Below are 17,640 nucleotides of genomic sequence, written 5' to 3'. Positions count from 1 at the left end.
ACCCTCACAGCCCGACGCCCCGCTCGGGCGAGGTCGCCGCAGTGCTCCACGGCGTCGACGGCTCGGCCTGCTGGGCGCGAGCTGTCCTGCTGGGCGCCGCGCGCGACGGGCTGGGCCGGCGGACGTAGCGGCGGGCGCCATTGGAGCCGTAGCGCTCGATGTCCTCGACCGCGCGCTGGGCGGCGTGCGCGGGTCCGAGGTCGGCCCGGTCGCGGCCGAAGACCTCGACCCACTGGCGGCGAGCATCCTCGACATCGTCGGCGACCAGGTGCGCGACGTTGCGGCGCCGCCCGCGGGTCATCCCGACATACGCGGCCGCGGCGCTGGTGCGCTCCCCGAGCAGTAGATGGGCCTCGTTGACCGTCTCGCCCTGGGCGCCGTGGATGGTGCTGGCGTAGGCGAGCTCGACATGCTCGGTCACATAGGCGGCCGGGAGCCGTCGGTGACCGGCTGCCCCCTTCATCCGGAGCCCACCGTCCAGACTGACACCCGTAACGGTCCAGCAGTCACGGTTTGCCACATCGAGTTTTCGACTGTTCTGGCGGGTGGTGATGCGGTCACCTGCACCGATCTGTTCCCCGGAGTCGGTCACCACCGACCGTCCCGAGGTCTCGGTCGGGAGGCGGTGTTGTCGAGCGGCCGCGTTCAGTGCTGCGACCTGCTCTCGGGTGTCCGCCGTGATCAGGAGGTCATGGGCGTCGGCGGCCAGCGTGGCGAGAGCGTGGAGGCGCTCGACGTCGCTGCCGTGGATCACGATCTCGCCACGAGCGAGCAGTTGGTCGAAGACCGTGTCGGCGTCACGACCGGCACGCATCTTCAAACTCAGGTCGGCGTACTCGGTGTCGGCGAAGCGATGCAGGACGTCGAGAGTCAGGCGCCCGCTGTCGTCGGCCCAGCGGGCGGCGAGGTCGAGAACGCCACCGCGGCCGACGGCCGGGAGCTGGTGCCGGTCACCGACGAACGCGACCCGGGCACCGGACTCATCGGCGAGGATCAGCAGCGCCCGGGTGAGATCCTGATCGAGCATCCCGGCCTCGTCGACGACCAGCAGATCACCCGGCCCGAGGCGCGCACGCCGGTCGACCGGCCCCCTCCCGCCATCAGCATCCGCGTGGACGCGTCCCCAACGACCGTCCTCGTCCCAGCGAAAGCCGTGCTGCCACGCCAGCCACGCGGCCGACGAGGCAGCGCTCCTCACCTCCCGGGCCGCGACGTTCGCGGCCTTCTTGGTCGGCGTGACCACCAGCATCCGCTCACCGCGGCGCTGGAGTTTGGCAGCCGCGACCGCGAGCGTCCGCGTCTTCCCCGACCCCGCGGCGCCCTCGATCACCAGCAACCGGCCCTCACCGATCAGCGCCATGACGACCGCCCGTTGTGCTTGGTCGAGACCGGGCACGCGGCCCAGAACCCCGAGCGTCGCGGAGGTCTCGGCACGCAGCGCCAGGCGGGCATTGAGATCGGCCTCGACGTCAAGAACCCGCCGCGAGGTAAGGGATCGGACATGCTCAGGCACGTCGCCCCGCGGCAGCAGCGGTCTGCAGCAGTCGATGGCACGGGCGGTGAGATCCTCGGCCAGTTCGCGCCGGACCTCTGGTACGGCGACGATCCCGACCTCGGCGACCAACCTTTCGACGCCACCACGGACGTCGGCGGCGTTCCACGCGGAAGCGGAGGCACCCAGTCGATCGATCACCAGCTGGGCCGCCAGGTCGCGGTCCAACCGGCCGATGGCGGTCGCCTCCGGTCCGGACGGCGACCCGGCCGACAGACGCGGTGGCCGGTAGCCCAACGCGAACAGCTCGTCGATCCAATGCTGCGCAAGACTCACGCCGTCGACGGGCGCTACCTTGTCCGGACGAGCATCCGCCCACGCCCGCGCATCCCATGCTCTCCGCAGCCGAGGACCGGGGTGCTCGCCCGGGTGCTCTCCCCGCCACGTGGCTTCGTAACGCTCCACATTCGTGCGGATCTGCGCTGCTCGTGAGGAGAACTCGCCCACGAACCGCCGCAGTTCCTGGAGCTCTCCCGAGGTCAGGTCCAGCGTGTACCCGTGAGCGGCGAGGACGCCACGGAACTCGGGATCACACATCACCGCGGCATGCCCGATGCCGTTGAGAGCGGCCAGGCTATCTCGTACCCCGACCGTGTGCAGGCCTCGCCAGGTGGCCTCGGCGAAGACCCGGCTGCTGATCTGCAGATGCAGATGCCGGTGCGGATCCCCGGCCCGGGAGGTGTAGTGCGTGATCACCGCCGCCTCCAGCTCCTCGACCGGCACCTGCACCTGCCGCCCCTTCGGCCCAACCCGAGTGGTCGCATGCTGCGCCAACCAGCCGATGATCTCGCGGGCAGCCCGCTGCTGCGCCGCCTCGTACGCGTCCCCGATCTCGGCATGCAACGCCGCCGCGAGCGACCACGTCTTCGGCCCGTTGACCGTCACCTCGACGAACCGCACCGGCTTCCGGTTCGTCCCGTCCGCCAGCCGATCCTTAAGCAGCCGGCCCTTCGCACACCCGGTCTCGACGTCAAACCCCGCGACCCACCGTTCGTAGACCAGCCCGTCCATCATGCCCCGGTCGGCGACCGCCTCTGGTGTAGCGCCGTACCGCCTGGCCAGGCCGCTTCCGTCGTCCAGGTAGTAGTCGTCAGCCCGGGACCGGTCGGCCTCCAGGTAGTTCCTGGCATCCCGCGCCGCCCCGTGATAGGTCTTCATCCCGCCGTGCACCACGTACCCCCTTGCTCCCCTCCGTGAGCAACCCGGGTGGTCCCGTCGAGGTCCGCTGACAACCGTCAACTACCCTGAAAACGCACCTCGGGCCGCCCGAAGGCGGCCCGGTTGCTCCCTACCGTCGTAGCATGCGTGCCGAGAGTCTTGAAGGCCTGAGGAGTGCCTGAGGCCTGCTGATTCAGGTGTCGGCAGTGTTCGACAGTCATCGTCGGTGTGCGGATAGCGCGGTGTGTCGTGGAGAGATGCCGTAGGGCTGCGAGCGACGGGGCCGACCGAGAGGACCCGTCGGCCGGCTTGTGGGGGCCGGTCTGTGGTCCTGGTGCGCCACTCGGGCGGGGATGTGGAATTGCCGTGGTTTGGTGAACGATTCCGAAATTTCGCGAATTCTGCAGCGCGCCGTACATGTACCCCGCTAGGTTCCTTGTTTGCCGCTCGGGTAGGCACGTTTGTTCCCCACCTCGTCAGGAGTTCTCGTGTCTTCTGTGTCTCGAGCGATCATTCGTGCGGTTCTCACGTCTGTGATCGGACTGTTGGGCCTGCTGCTATTAGCTGCCGGTTTGACCATTCCGGTGGCGGCCCCGGCTGATGCGGCCCGTGGAGGCCTGGCGTCCGGGTCGCGTTCGGCGCCGTTGAAGGCGCCGAGTCCTGCGGTGGCGGCGAAGCCGTCGCGGTCGTTGGTCTCGACGACCGTGGCCGCGCGGAAGGATTCCAAGCGGGAGGATGCGGGCTCGGGGAGGCCGTATCGGGTTCGTGAGCTGAAGAGCAAGCGTGGTGAGCGGTCGACGACGCATGTGATGTCGGATGGGACGCGTCAGGTGACGTTGTCCACTTCGCCGGTGCATTGGCGTGAGTCGTCCTCGGATGAGTGGGAGCCGATCGAGACCGAAGTCGAGCCCGGGACGGGTGCGACGGCGTTCGTGAACGAGACGAACGTGTTCGAGACCCGTTTCGGTGAGTCCCGCGGGGATCTGGCCACGGCCACGGGGGATGGTTGGTCGGTGTCCCTGGGCGCGGTCGGCGCGGACGGGAAGCCCGCGGAGGGCAAGCTGGCGCCGGAGGCGAAGGGTTCCCAGGTCACCGTCGATGAGGTCTTCGGGACCGGTCGTGCGGCGGCGGGTCTGCGGTACTCGGTGGGTGCTGGTGAGCTGAAGGAGGAGATCCTCCTCCCGAACGCGGCGGCCGCCGAGACAGTACCGGCTGAAGGGTTCACATTTACGCTCGAGCTGAAGGGTCTGGTCGCCAAGGAGCTCGAGGGCGGCGCGATCGGGCTTTACAAGAGCAAGAACGCGAAGCGGCCGCGGCTGGTGTTGCCGGCGCCGTTCATGACCGATGCAGCCGGTGTCCGCTCGGACGAGGTGACGCAGGCCCTCGGCGAGAGCGCCGACGGCACCACGACGGTGACGATCAAGCCGGACACCGGCTGGCTGGGGGAGTCTGGTCGCGATTGGCCGGTCAGCATCGACCCCACGTTCGTGTATGCGCCGGACGAGACGGATGGTCAGGATGTCTCCATCGGGGCGGGGTCGCCGGACACGGCACGTCCCTCGGAGCCGACGATCGCGGTCGGGGTGGGCGCGACGGGTGCGTGGCGTGGCCTGTTCAAGTTCGACACCTCGGCGATCCCGACGGGTTCGCAGGTGTACGCGGCGCAGCTGCGGCTGCACTTCTCTTCGGTGCACAACTCCGAGACCGAGCCGGTGGAGATGCGCGCGTATCCGATCACGAAGGCGTGGACCGAGACCGCGGCGACGTGGAATCAGATGAACACCTCGTTCACGAACGGGAACTTCATCAACCAGTTCCTGATCGACGACTCCGACAGCGGCGCCACCTCGTTCGCGGGCCCGTGGAAGGACGTCAACGACCCGGCAGCGGTGTACGGCTCGTACGCGGCGCTCTCGTCGGGTACGACCGCGGATACGTTCGACTGGAACGCGAAGCTGCCGTGGTCTGGGCTGTATGACACCGAGACCCGGCATCTGCCGGGGGCGTCGCGGGGCACTCCGACCTATGTCGCGAACGGTGATCAGGGCAGCAGCACCTCGATAGGGATCGACCAGACCGCGGGCGCCGCGGGTACGGCGCAGTGGCGGCGGATCTCGTCCCAGCAGCACTTCGCGCCTGGTGCGACGGCCCGGATCCGGATGACCCGCCAGTCCGGCACGACCGCGACGGCGCCGATGGCGGATGCGGTGCGGTGGATCGAGTACAACCGGGCGTTCAAGCCCGCGACCCAGCGCGACGGATGGCACACCTACGGCCTCGGGACGATGGTCAAGAGCTGGATCGACAACCCCGCCGCCAACCACGGCGTGATGGTCAAGGCCCTGGACGAGTCGGCCACGGCCCCGGTCGGCGGTCCCTACTACCACTCCTCCGATGCCCCGTACGCGGCCGCGGCCGAGGGCGACACCCGCCCGCAACTGGTGGTCGTGCTCGGCCAGCCCGGCCCGGTCCAAGACGTCCCGTCGACCGTGCACGCCGACGGCCCGGAGCTGTCGTGGTCCTCGGCCTCGGACCCCTCGTTTGCGCAGGAGGATGATGTCGCGGAGTATCAGATCTTCCGCGGCTGTGTCTCGCTGCCGGCCGCGGCGTGCACTACCCCAGTGGGGGAGGACTTCACGACCGAGTACGCCCGCAACGGGGCGTTGAAGCTGGTCGGGTCGGTCCCCGCGGACACTTTGCAGTTCCGCGACGACACCGCGGTGGCCTCGACCGCGACCGAGAAGGCGACCTACCGCTATTGGGTGGTCGCCCGCACCGTGGCCGACACCCAGGCACCGTCCTCGGGAGGCAGCGCGGAGGAGGGGCGTGACGGGACGGCGGTGGGATCGCCGATGACCGTCCAGATCCCCCAAGAAGGCCGGATCGCCCGGATCTTCACGACCAGCCGGGTGCAGGGTGTTCCGGGCGGGGATGTTGCGGACACGACCCTGTCGGCGGCGAAGCCGACCACCAACATCCCCAACCCGGACTCGGTGACGGCCGGGGACCGGACCTGGGTGCAGGCCGGCAACAACTCCGCGACCTATGGGGATGAGCGGGCGGTGTTCGGGTTCGACACCTCCCCGATCAACCGCCGGGTCAAGGTGATGTCGGCGTCGTTCGAGCTGTGGAAGTCGAGCGGTGCGGGGACGACTGCGACCTATGACCTGCACGAGATGACCCGGGGGTTCGTGGAGAACCAGGCGACCTGGCAGAAGGCATCGACCGCTGACGCGTGGTCGACGGCCGGCGGTGACTACAAAGCGACCGCGGTGGCCTCCGCGAGCCTGAATAACGACCCGGACCGGGTTGTGTTCGACACCACCGGTCTGAAGGCGGCGGTCCAGGGGTGGGTTGATGGCACCGCTGGCGCTCCGAACGGGTTGTTGTTGAAGGTCCGTGACGAGGCGGCCTCCACCCATCGGGTCTCGATCCTGAACAGCGAAGCAGCCGACCCTGGCCTGCGGCCGCGGCTGCGGGTCGAGCACCTGGTGAAGAACGACGACCAGGTCTTCGAGGCACCCACGATGCCGGAGCGGTTCGTCCCGAACACCATCACGAGGGTGCCGGTCACGGTCACCAACACCACCGACACTGCATGGCCCAGCACCCTGGAGCTGACCTATCGGTGGACCGACCCTGGCTCGGCCACGGACAAGACGGTCGAGGGGGACCGGCTCGAGGTCGCCGTCGGGCGGGCGTTGCAGCCGGGTGAGTCGGTCGATCTGGTGTTGCCGGTGCGGGTTCCGATCAACTCGGACTCGGGCAACAAGCGTATCGCCTACGACTTCTATCTGGATCTGCGCGACACCACGACCGGAGCGTGGTGGTCGGCCGATCCTGCGCACGAGTACAAGCCGGGCGGTACCCAGAACTCGACCCCGGGCTGTGCGATGGTCAAGACGGGTCTGCTGTGTCAGGACCGGTGGGTGGAGTCGGCAACCTCCAAAGCCCTGGGTCTGGAGAAGTTCGGGACCTATACCGGTGAGGAGACCGGCGCCGGATCGCAGGTGCTGACGAACCTGTCCTCGGGCAATGTGTCGTGGTCGTATGAGCCGATCTCGAACCCGTCGGTGGGTCCCTCGGCGTTCGTGCGGATCACGTACAACTCGCGTGATCAGGTCGAGACCGGGGCTGGGTTCGGGGTGTCGGTGCAGCCGGGCACGTTGACCCGGTTGGGGAGCAGGCTGTCGGTGCCCTCGGGTGGGTCGACGAACAACGAGATGACCTTCATCGATGGTGACGGCACCGGCCACACCTACAAGATCCACGACGACACGACGACTCCCAACATTCTGGAGTATGACCGTCCCGCGGGTGTGGCGCTGGAGCTGCATCGCGATGCGACGGCGCCGGTGCGGGAGCAGTGGGTGTTCACGCGTCCGGACGGAACCCGGTTCTTCTTCGCACAGGCAGATGCGCCTGAAGAAAGGGACCCCGCCACGGGCCAGGTGGTCGCGACCGCGGTGGATGCCGGGCTACAGACCGCGGTCGTCGACACCTATGGCAACAGGCTCTCCTTCGGGTATTCGAGCACGGGCGAGCGTCTGGAGACGGTGAAGGACTCCCAGGGCCGTACGGTGCTGTCCCTGAACTGGGATGCAGCTGGTTTGACCTCGATCACCGATATCGCGGGTCAGCGGATCGGGTTCACCTACAACGCCGCCCACCAGCTGACGTCGCTGTCGGACACGTCGGCCCCGACCAATGGGGTGCCGGCCGGTTCGGAGCCGGTGAAGCGGTTCGGGTTCACCTACACCAGTAACTCGACCAACAGCAACGCGATGCTCTCCACGGTCACCGACCCACGTGATGGTGTCTCGAAGATCGCGTACTTCACCTCCACGGAGAACTCGGCCTACGCCAACTGGCCCAAGACCTTCACCGACCGCCGCAACAAGACCACCGACTTCACCTACTCCGACCCCGACTCCTCCGAGGGCGTCGACAACCAGGCCGTCATCACCGACAACAACGCCACCGCCTCCCCGGGTGGCAGCACGCCGGGCAGCCCCGGCGCCACCGTGACGACCTACCGGGTCGACGGGTACGGCCGCACCACCTCGGTGACCGACTCGTTGCAGCAGACCACCAAGCTCGGCTGGGACCGCGACCACAATGTGATCCGCCTCGAGGAGCCCAACGGCGCGGTCTCGACCTGGGACTACGACAACCGCACCGGATACCCGGAGACCATCCGCGACGCCCAGACCGTCAAGAACGGCGGTCCCGGGATCCGGCTCACCTATGAGCGCCTCACCAACGCCCCGGGTAGCCCGACCGTGCTGACGTCGAAGACCAGCGCTGCGGGTCGGCCCAAGACCCCGGACGACCCGGGCTCGAGGACGTGGATCTTCACCAACGACCCTGCCACCGGCGCCTTGAAGAGTGTCACGGACGCTCTGGGGAACACCACGAGCTACACCTACACCGCCACCGGGCTGCTGGCGACGGCGACCGATGCCAAGGGCGCGGTCACCACCTACAACACCTATGACGAGTCGGGCATGCCGACCAAGGTCACCACCCCGGTCACCGCCACGACCACCCGGTTCTCGGAGATGACCTACGACAAGCGTGGCAATACGCTGACCGTGACCGACCCGCTCCGGAACGTCTCGACGGTCGAGTACGACGGGTTCGGCCGACCGACCAAGGTCACCACCCCCGGCGACGACTCCGCCCCAGGATCGCCCAAGGCGACCCGTACGACGGTGTCGGCCTACGACCTCAACGACAACCTGACCTCCTCGACCGCCCCGAACGGGGCGGTCACCACCAGCACCTACAACGCCGCCGACCTGCCCACCCGACAGGAGCTGCCGGCCAACAGCGACCCGGTCACCGAGCGGGCGATCACCTCCTCATATGACGATCTCGGTCGCCTGGTCGAGCAGACCGCACCCGAAGGCGTGGCCACCACCACCAACGCCGACGACTTCGTCACCCGCTACGTCTACGACAAGGTCGGCCAGCAGATCCGGGTCGACGTCCCCTTCGCCGACACCGACGGCACCAAGAAGACGGCAACCACCACGTCGAGCTACGACAAGGTCGGGAACCTGGTCAAGACCGTCGACCCGGTCAAGAACGCCACCGCGGTCGACTCCGACTACACCACCCGGATCAGTTACGACCTCAACCACCGCCCCATCACCTCCACGGACGCGAAGGGGTATGTCACCAAGACCGAGTACGACGCCGACGGCCTGGTCACCGCGACCATCGACCCCCGCGGGATCCGGGTCCGCAAGGTCTACGACCCCGTCGGGCGCCTGACCGAGACCCACGTCCCGCACACGCCGTGGGGAGCGACCTCGGCGCGGGACCAGGTCACCAAGGTCGACTACGACAAGGTCGGCCAGGTCATCAAGAAGACCAGCCCCACCGGCCGGGCCTCCGAGACGATCTACAACCTCGCGGGGGAGGTGACTCAGGCCAAGGCGCCGTTCAAGACCGGTGATGCCGACTACCCGAGCCCGGCCTCGACGTTCTTCACCTACGACGGCGCCGGTCGTCTCGAGAAGCAGTCGCTGCCGACCTTCGACACCGCGCCGCCGGCTGAGACATCGAACCAGTGGACGAAGTTCGCCTACTTCCCTTCCGGGGAGATCAAGACCTCGACAGACCAGTTGGGCGTGGCCACCTCCTACGTCTACAACCAGCTCGGCCAGCAGACCCAACGCTCCTACTACGGTTCCGCCGGAGCCTCGCAGTCACGCACGACCTCGATGACCTACAACCCCGACGGGTCGCTGCGAGCCAAGGACGAGCAGGCGCCCATCGAGCCCACGAAGTACTACGGCAACTCCTCACCGCATGTGTTCGCAACGACCGGCACCTGGACCACCGTCACCGGTGGCACCAACACCGACGGCGCCAACTATGTGATGCACGCCGCCGCGGCTGCTGGTTCGACGGGGGCCGCTGACACAGCGACCTGGCGGATGACGCCGGACAACGATGACACCTACGAGATCCAGGCCGCCTGCCCGGTCCGCACCGACACGACCACGGCAGCCACCTACACGATCAACACCGCTGACGGCGCGAAGACCGCGACGATGAATCAGAAGGCCTGCACGAGCGCCCAGAAGTGGGTCTCGCTGGGTTCATACCGGTTCGCCGGCGGCGTGACAAAGACGATGGTGCTGAAGCCGTCGACCGATGGGGCAGTGGTCGCCGACACCATCCGGCTCATCCCGTCTGCGCCCGGCCCCTCGAAGTCCTACACCTACGAATACGACCGCAACGGCCTGACCACCACCGTCAACGACCACACCCCCGGGGCGAAGACCGACGCCTACACGACCGCCTACGACGGCATGGGGCGGCCGGCGACCACCCGCGAGCTCGCCGGCACCTCGCCCAACCAGGTCACCCGGCGCACCACCACCTACACCTACGACCTCAACTCCAACCTGACCAGCACGTTCGCCGACCGCAAGCCCGATACGGACACCGGTGGCGGGAACCTGGCCGCGACCCGCTACACCGGCTACACCTACGACGTCCGCAACATGGTCGCCACCGTCCGCACCGGCGATAACGCCGCCGAGGCGAACGCCCCCACGAACCTGGGCTACACCTACGAGTACGACTCGCGCGGGCTCCCGGCCTCGCTGACCAAACCCAACGGCAACCGGGTCGGCTACTCGTTCTACGAGGACCGGCTGCTGCGGACCTCCGATGAGCGCACCAGCGCAGACCGAGGTAAGCAGGTCGTCGCAGCCCACACCCTGGACTACGACGCCGACGGGCAGAAGTCCTTCGATGTCGCTAAGCTCGACCAGGCCGGCAGCACCGGCACCCTGGACCAGCGCTCCACGTTCTCCTACACACCCGCGGGCCAGGTCGCTGGGGTGGACAAGACCGGTGCCGATGCCGGTGAGGACGAATCGTATGTCTACGACGCCGCCGGGAACATCACGACCCAGACCACCGGTGCGGTCACGACGACGTTCACCTACGACCGGAACCGGTTGACCACAACCAAGGTCGGGACCGGTGCCACCATCTACAGCCGCTATGACCCCTACGGGCGTTTGGTCACTCGCGACCAAGGTGCACACGAGATCGAACGCTACGGCTATGACGGGTTCGACCGGACCATCCGGGAGCAGAAGTACACCACCACCGGCACACTGCAGCTGACCAAGACCCAGACCTTCGACCCCTTCGACCGCACCACCACCCAGACCACCGCGATCACCGGGAAACCGACCAAGTCGCTGCGGTTCACCTACCTCGGCACCTCCGAGCAGGTCGCGGTCGAGGAAGAGAAGAACACCGGCGGGACTTGGGAGGTCGCCAAGAAGTACGCCTACGGCCCGGACGGGTCCAAGCTGCAGCTGACCGACACCCCGGTCAACGGTTCGACGACCGAGACCCAGTACTACGGCACCAACCCCCACGGCGACATCGAGACCCTGACCAAGGCCGACGGCACCACCGCCTCGACCTACCGCTACACCGCCTACGGCGCTCCGGATAAGAAGGGCACCACCGGCCAGGACGCCTACTCCACCGCCGCCAGCGAGACCGACCGGATGGCCGCCGACCTCGACAACGTGAACCCCTACCGGTTCTCCGGGAAACGGATCCACGGCGGCACCGGGACCTACGACATCGGGTTCCGTGACTACGACCCCGGCATCAACCGATTCCTCACCCGCGACTTCTACCAAGGCGCCCTCAAGGACCTCGCGCTCGGGACCGACCCGTGGAACACCAACAGATATGCGTTCGCTGGCGGGAACCCGATTGGCCGCATTGAGCTCGACGGCCACATCGCCATCGACGGCGACGGCAATCCGGTGTACGTGTCCCACGCATCGGACTGGGCCGACGCACACGACACAGCCGTTGAGGTGACGGCGGATGCCGTCGATGACTGGGCCGCCGACAACGGGATCGAGGGAACCACCACGACCGATGTTTCCGGCCACAACGAGGCGAACCGAATCGACAACGCTGGGCCGAGCGGCGACCACGACGGATTCGCCGACGTGATCTTCTGGGGAACCGGCGAAGATTCCAACCAGATCTGGGTCTGGGAGATCAAGCACAAGGACAAGACCGGAAAGAATGCCAAGGAGGCGGCGGCTGCTCTAGTCCGGTATGTCGAGGGACTCGAGGAGATGTACCCAGACGCCATCGTGAACCTTGGAGTGAATCTTCCGTCGGCTGGCTTCAACCTGAGGAGGGAGCGCACCGGTCGAGTGTGGTCAGACGAGAGTCGGCGTGGCGTGCGCCCCTGGGCTTTCGGCGGAAAGGGGGGCGACGAACCTACGTCTCGCTCGAACCGACGGCCGACGGAGTACGACCGATCTTCCTCGAGTTTGTCTGAGAGCATCGACGACTTGCCGAGTCCTCAGAAGCCCCCAAGGACAGGAAGACCGGGGCCCCTGTTCGTGCTGGAAACCTACCTGGAAGGACTCAGGATCCTTACCGACGACGACTATGGTCAGGTGCCGTGCTGGCAAGATCCCCTGTGTGCGTGAAAGGAGTGCGTTGCGGTGACAGGCGACGACGAGCGACTTCAGTTCCAGGCAATGGTGTCGTTCCGAAGGAGCGATGATCTTGAGTCCCGTGTGGAGGACTGGTTCAGACTGTGCCGCGAGCATCTCTCAGGGCCGGTGTTCGCCGGGCTCGGAGAACCGCGCCATGGCGGATCGAACTGGGGTGTTGACTTCGACGGTGAGTTGGACCTTGGCTCAATCACGTTCCCGCCGCGGATGTCTCTGCAGTACTGGTCGGTAGTACCGGATCCGATTCCTCCGGGTCCGTTCGAGTCGCCTCGTCCGTTGGGTGAGGTGGATGTCAGCGTCTGGATGGACAAGTTTCCGTTCGGAAAGTTCATCTGTGAGGCGAGTTCCGACAACCTCAGCGCAGCAGATGTGGCGGTTCACCTTCGTGAACTCGTGGCCGAGCACGTATCCCGGTTCCGAGTCGGCTACGGCGCCGTCACGAGTGCGGTGAATGGAGTCGGCCGCCCGCCACTTGAGCCCGCGCTTCGCCGATCGTATGTTGATGGTTTCTACCAGTCCGAGCAGGTGCTGCGTGGGTACGCATGGGTGACCGTTGTTCCGGTCGGGCTGGAGCCGCTCATTGAGGAGCGCGCCAAGGCGTTCCCGATGCTGCAGACCCGCCGGGCGGACTCCGGAGTGCTCTTGGTTGAGGCTGGTCCGCGTCCCGAGGACTACGACGAGGCGATGATGCAGGCGCTGTGGGAGTGTCTGGCGCCGGCCTTGCCGAGTGGAGTTCCTCGGAGGATGAAGGTCGGGCCGCCGCAGGGGTTGGTCTTTCGCGACGCGCGAGAGGTTGCCCCGTTCCATCTTCGGGCAGAACCGGGTCCCGGCGACGGGCGATGACGCCGTGCTGCAACGTGGCCTGGACACCTGGTCTGTACGGGGCGGGGCGGTGTCATCATCGCGACACTTGGGTCGTCGGCATCTCGTCGTACCCGTTGATGGTGCCGTGATGGAGTGCCCGCGTTGTCAGCAGGGAGACGTGCAGGTGTACCGGCTTCGGTCCACCGGGGCACTGTTTCAGGTGTGCGATGAGTGTGAGGCGTTGTGGCTTCCGACGGATGAGCCGACTGGGGATGCCTTCCTTCAACTCTTCGAGGTCTTCAACCGCATGGGCTTGCCGGAGTCGTGGGCTGAGTTGGAGGCCGTGAGCGACCGCAGCTGAGGCCGATTCCGCAGGTGTGGTGCTCAACGAAAACCCCACACATCAGCCTTGCGAAGGTGCTGGTAGAAGCCTCGAAGTGGTCCGAGATGTCGGGTAGTCTGACGACGAAGGAACCCGGAGTGTCGGACGTTCCTGCTGGTCAGAGGCAGAGATGCTGCGAGCCGAACCGAAGATCGACGAGATCGGCCGGGATGTCGGTCTATGCGATCTTGATCAGAAGGTTTGGGGTTCGAATCCCTACGGGCGCGCAGAATGCGTAAGTGAGAGATTGGCCCCGGATTCGGCGACAAGCCCGGTCAGGGGCCTTCTTCATGTCCGGGGTCGGCGAGATCGACGGGTTGCGCGCGCCGGCTCAGGCCCGGCCCCATAATGTCCCGGTGACCCTTCCCCAGAACCTCGGGCGTCTGCGCCAGGTCAAGCCCCTCGGCTCCGGCGGTTTCGCCGAGGTGTGGCTCTACCACGACCCGGTCCTCGACTCGCTTGTTGCGGTGAAGGTGCTCAGCGCCCAGTGGACCCAGGCGGCCGACATCCGCGAGCGGTTCCTGCAGGAGGCCCGCTTCCTCCGCTCGGTCGACTCGTCCCACGTCGTCTCGGTCCACGACATCGGCGAGACGCCGGAGGGTGCGCCCTACTTCGTGATGGCGTACGCCGACGCGGGCAGCGTCGCGGAGCTGATCAGCCAGCACCCGCAAGGCATGCCGCCGCAGCTGGTGGCCGATCTGGTGGCGCAGGCCGCGTCCGGCCTCGACGCACTGCACGTGCGCTCGGTCATCCACCGCGACGTGAAGCCGGCCAACATCCTGCTCGCCGGTGGGTCCGACGGGCGGCTGCGCGCGATGGTCGCCGACCTCGGTGTCGCGCGGGCGCTCGACCAGCACACGGAGGTGACCAGGCAGATCGGGACGCCCGCCTACATGGCGCCCGAGCAGTTCGACGAGTCGCTGCCGATCGACCATCGTGCCGACGTACGCAGCCTGGGTGCGGTCGCGTGGGCGATGTTCGCGGGCCGCTCGCCCTCGCCGGCGTTGACGGTCGTGTCCCGGGTGCCCGACCTCGGCACGGTCGCGCCCGTTCCGGCGACGGTGTCCGCGGTGATCATGCGCGCCCTCGAGCCGAGGGCCGAGGACCGCTGGCCGGACGCGGGTAGCTTCGCCGCAGCACTCACCGCCGCGGCCGAGGGGAAGGCGGTCGCCGTGCCTCCTCCGTCGGACGCGGCGACCGTGCTCCGTTCGCCGGGCCCGACGCAGCCGCCTCCGGCGACGCAGCCGCAGCCGCAGTCGCTGCCGGCAGCCCGCGGGCGCAAGGCGATCCTCGTCGCGGTCGCCGTCGGCGCCGCCCTGGTGCTGGGTGGTGCCGCGACCTGGTTCGTGGTGCGCGGCCAGGCGGAGGACCCGGTCGGCGATGAGGTGACCACGACCGGGAAGCCGGTCAGCGGCGCGGAGACGGCGGCCGTTCGGTTCGTCGATGCGCTCCAGGCGGGTGACTGCGAGGCCGCCGGCCTCTACATCCCCGACCTCGCGGACCCGGCCGCGTGGAACTGCACCGATGACGCCAACGGCGGGGACGGTTTCTACTACCACATCCTCGAGGACCTCGACGCCGACGGCGAGCGACGGGTCGAGGACCTCGGGGACGGGCTCTTCCGGGTCGTCTGGGTGGACCAGGGCTACGTCAACATGCAGCGCCAGGAAGACACGCTGTTCAAGGTGCAGCAGGTCGTCTGCTGCTAGTGGCGCGTCCCGGAAGTTCCTGGGCGCTTCGCGCCGCCATGGCACGCACCTCGCTGCGTCGGCGCCGCTCGGAAGACGCCGGTATGACTTCGCGGCGCCGCATTGCGATGCACACACCCTGACCACGCCAAGCGGTCAGGAACTTCCACGACACACCACTAGCCCGAGATCCGGGTGACCGTCCCGGGCAGGCTGAGAAGGACGAAGGCACCGGTTGCGGTGAGGGTTCGTAGGGTGTGGAAGATCAGCCACGGCTTCTCGAACGAGGACACGGCACCGCCGGCCGCCAGGGCGTCGTTCAGCGGCAGGTTCGCCGCGAAGGTGATGACGACGGCGGCGACGGCGAGGCAGGCGGCGGTGATGGAGAGCGGGCTCCGGTGCCAGCCGAGGAGAAGCAGGGCCAGGAGCGGGGCGCCCAGGAAGAAGGCCAGGAACACCGGGTTGACGATGACCACGTTGAGCCGGTTCATGACCCGTGCGTAGACCTCGTCCGGCTGGCCGTGCAGCGCCGGCATGAAGGCGACCAGGAAGGCGATGTAGATGCCGGCGGTGACGCCGTTGAGCAGCCTCGCTCCGGTGAGTACGACCTCGCTCATGACTGCTCACCCCGGTCGAGGTCATCGATGCTTCGAGCAGCGCGGCCCAGGACCGACTCGACGTCGCCGGTCACGTATGCGTTGCGTCCGTCGAGAACCTCCTCGAAGAGGTACGCCAGCCCGGCCGCGTCTGCGGCCGGCAACCCGGCCGCGGTCAGGACCGCGATGTAGTCCTCGGTGGGCACGGGCTGGTAGGCGACGGCCGGTCCGCCGATGGCGTGCGCGGCCTCCTCGAAGGTGAGCAGCTGAGGCCCGGTGAGCTCCAGGACCCGGCCGACGTACTCCTTGTCGAGGAGGACTGCGACGGCGACGTCGGCGATGTCGGCGGCGTCGACGAACGGCTCGGCGACGGTGTGCTCGACCATGCTGAGCGACCCGGCGGCGAGCTCGTCCGCGAACGCGCCTTCGGTGAAGTTCTGCAGGAAGAAGGCCGAACGCAGGATGGTCCACTCGGCGCCCGAGGCCGTCATGGCCTGCTCGGCTCGCTGGGCACCGTCCTCACCGCGGCCGGAGAGGAGTACGAGCCGGCTGCAGCCCGCGGCGACCGCCTGGGCGGCGAACGCGCCGATGATCTCGTCGGCGCCCGGTAGGCCGAGGTCGGGCTGGAAGGTCAGGTAGGCCGACGCGCAGCCGTCGACGGCCTCGGACCAGGTGGTCTGGTCGTGCCAGTCGAACCGGGGTGTCGAGTGGCGGGTGACGGCACGTACGTCCCGGTCGAGGGCCTGGAGGCGGTGGGCGACGCGCAGTCCGGTCTTGCCCGTGGCACCGGTGATGAGAGTTGTCATGCGTCCAATCTGGTCCGTCGCGAGCGACGATGGAATACGTCCAACTCCAGACGGCATGCGTTATCGTCTCATCATGTCGTCACTCGACCTGCTCATGGACGGTCCGCGGGCCCAGGCCGCCTTCCTGCTGAAGGCGGTGTTCGCCGGGGAGTGGTCGATCACCGCCGAGGACGAGGTGCCGCTCACGGTCATTGCGATCGCCCGCGGCGAGGCGGTCTTCACCGGCTGTGAGGGACCGCAGGAGGTGGCGGCAGGTGATGTGATCGTGTGCCGCGGGCCGGCGACCTATGTCATCGCCGACTCGGCCGATCGCCCCGCCGACATCCGGATCCTGCCCGGCCAGATCTGTGTCGACCCGAGCGGGGCACTGCTCGCCGAGGAGCTGGCGCTGGGCGTACGCACCTGGGGAAACAGTCGCTCGCCGGAGGCGACCGTGATGCTCATCGGGACCTATGAGCGCGAGACGTCGGTGGGCTCGCTGCTGTTGTCCCGGCTACCGACGAGCGTGGTGCTCCGCGGCTTCGACACCGCCGTCCTCGATCTGCTGTCGGCAGAGCTGGAGCGCGACGAGGCCGGGCAGGCGGCTCTGCTCGACCGGCTGCTCGACGTACTCGTGGTCAAAGCCGTGCGGGAGGTGCTCGCGGATTCCCCGGCCCTTCCGGCCGACGACGCGGTGGCCGCGGTGTTGCGGACGATGGAACGGCACCCCGAGTTGCCCTGGACGGTCGCCGGCCTCGGTGAGCAGGTCGGTCTCTCGCGTGCCGCTCTGGCCCGGCGCTTCACCGAGCAGGTCGGCGAGCCGCCGTTGGCGTACCTGACCCGGTGGCGGCTCGCTCTGGCCGCAGACCTGCTGGTCGGGACGGACCTGACCCTGTCGGCGATCGCGGCACGCGTCGGCTACGCCAACCCGTTCGCCCTCAGCGCCGCCTTCAAGCGCCACCACGGCACCTCGCCGACCTCCTTCCGGAGCCGCCACGTCGCCTGAGGCCCTGGCCTACTCCTCGCGAAGGATCTTGGGCGGTCCTGCGGGAGTGGTCTCGCCGCGCTCGACGACGGCGGTGTGTCGGCGGGCGTTGCCGATGGCGTTCTTCGCAAGGCCGCCGGTCACACCACGCAGCCCTGAT

7 protein-coding genes are annotated in these 17,640 nt (G+C 67.9%); 4 read left to right on the top strand and 3 right to left on the bottom strand.

Going from position 1 to position 17,640, the window contains the following annotated elements:
- Nucleotides 1–4: 4 nt before the first annotated feature.
- Complete coding sequence (mobF, locus tag ACIA03_RS04845; protein WP_396979782.1) at nucleotides 5–2,710, bottom strand: MobF family relaxase; 2,706 nt, start codon at nucleotides 2,708–2,710, stop codon at nucleotides 5–7.
- Between the two features lie 947 nt (nucleotides 2,711–3,657).
- Between mobF and ACIA03_RS04840 the strand changes: the two genes are divergently transcribed.
- The 3 genes from ACIA03_RS04840 (at nucleotide 3,658) to ACIA03_RS04830 (ending at nucleotide 15,135) form a co-directional block, all read left to right on the top strand.
- Complete coding sequence (locus ACIA03_RS04840) at nucleotides 3,658–12,213, top strand: DNRLRE domain-containing protein (RefSeq protein ID WP_396979780.1); 8,556 nt, start codon at nucleotides 3,658–3,660, stop codon at nucleotides 12,211–12,213.
- A gap of 15 nt (nucleotides 12,214–12,228) precedes the next feature.
- The gene (locus tag ACIA03_RS04835) at nucleotides 12,229–13,083 is read left to right on the top strand and encodes a hypothetical protein (RefSeq protein ID WP_396979778.1); all 855 of its coding nucleotides are present in this window, start codon (nucleotides 12,229–12,231) and stop codon (nucleotides 13,081–13,083) included.
- Between the two features lie 699 nt (nucleotides 13,084–13,782).
- Nucleotides 13,783–15,135, top strand: a complete 1,353-nt coding sequence (locus ACIA03_RS04830) for a serine/threonine-protein kinase (protein WP_396979776.1) — start codon at nucleotides 13,783–13,785, stop codon at nucleotides 15,133–15,135.
- 158 nt (nucleotides 15,136–15,293) lie between these two features.
- On the opposite strand, the gene ACIA03_RS04825 is transcribed toward ACIA03_RS04830, so the two are convergent.
- Nucleotides 15,294–15,731: an anthrone oxygenase family protein gene (locus ACIA03_RS04825; RefSeq protein WP_396979773.1), complete on the bottom strand. Its 438-nt coding sequence runs from the start codon at nucleotides 15,729–15,731 to the stop codon at nucleotides 15,294–15,296.
- Nucleotides 15,728–16,516 carry an NmrA family transcriptional regulator gene (locus ACIA03_RS04820; protein ID WP_396979771.1) on the bottom strand — a complete coding sequence of 263 codons (789 nt, stop codon included), beginning with the start codon at nucleotides 16,514–16,516 and terminating at the stop codon, nucleotides 15,728–15,730. Before ACIA03_RS04820 ends, ACIA03_RS04825 begins: the two co-directional genes overlap by 4 nt.
- Nucleotides 16,517–16,589: 73 nt before the next feature.
- On the opposite strand from ACIA03_RS04820, the gene ACIA03_RS04815 reads away from it, so the two are divergent.
- Nucleotides 16,590–17,501 (top strand): AraC family transcriptional regulator, encoded by a 912-nt coding sequence (locus ACIA03_RS04815; RefSeq protein WP_396979770.1) that lies wholly within the window; start codon nucleotides 16,590–16,592, stop codon nucleotides 17,499–17,501.
- Nucleotides 17,502–17,640 lie beyond the last annotated feature (139 nt).

Origin of the sequence: Nocardioides sp. NPDC051685 (assembly GCF_044453405.1) — a bacterium.
Classification (GTDB): Bacteria; Actinomycetota; Actinomycetes; order Propionibacteriales; family Nocardioidaceae; genus Nocardioides.
This window is presented reverse-complemented; position numbering and strand designations above follow the sequence as displayed.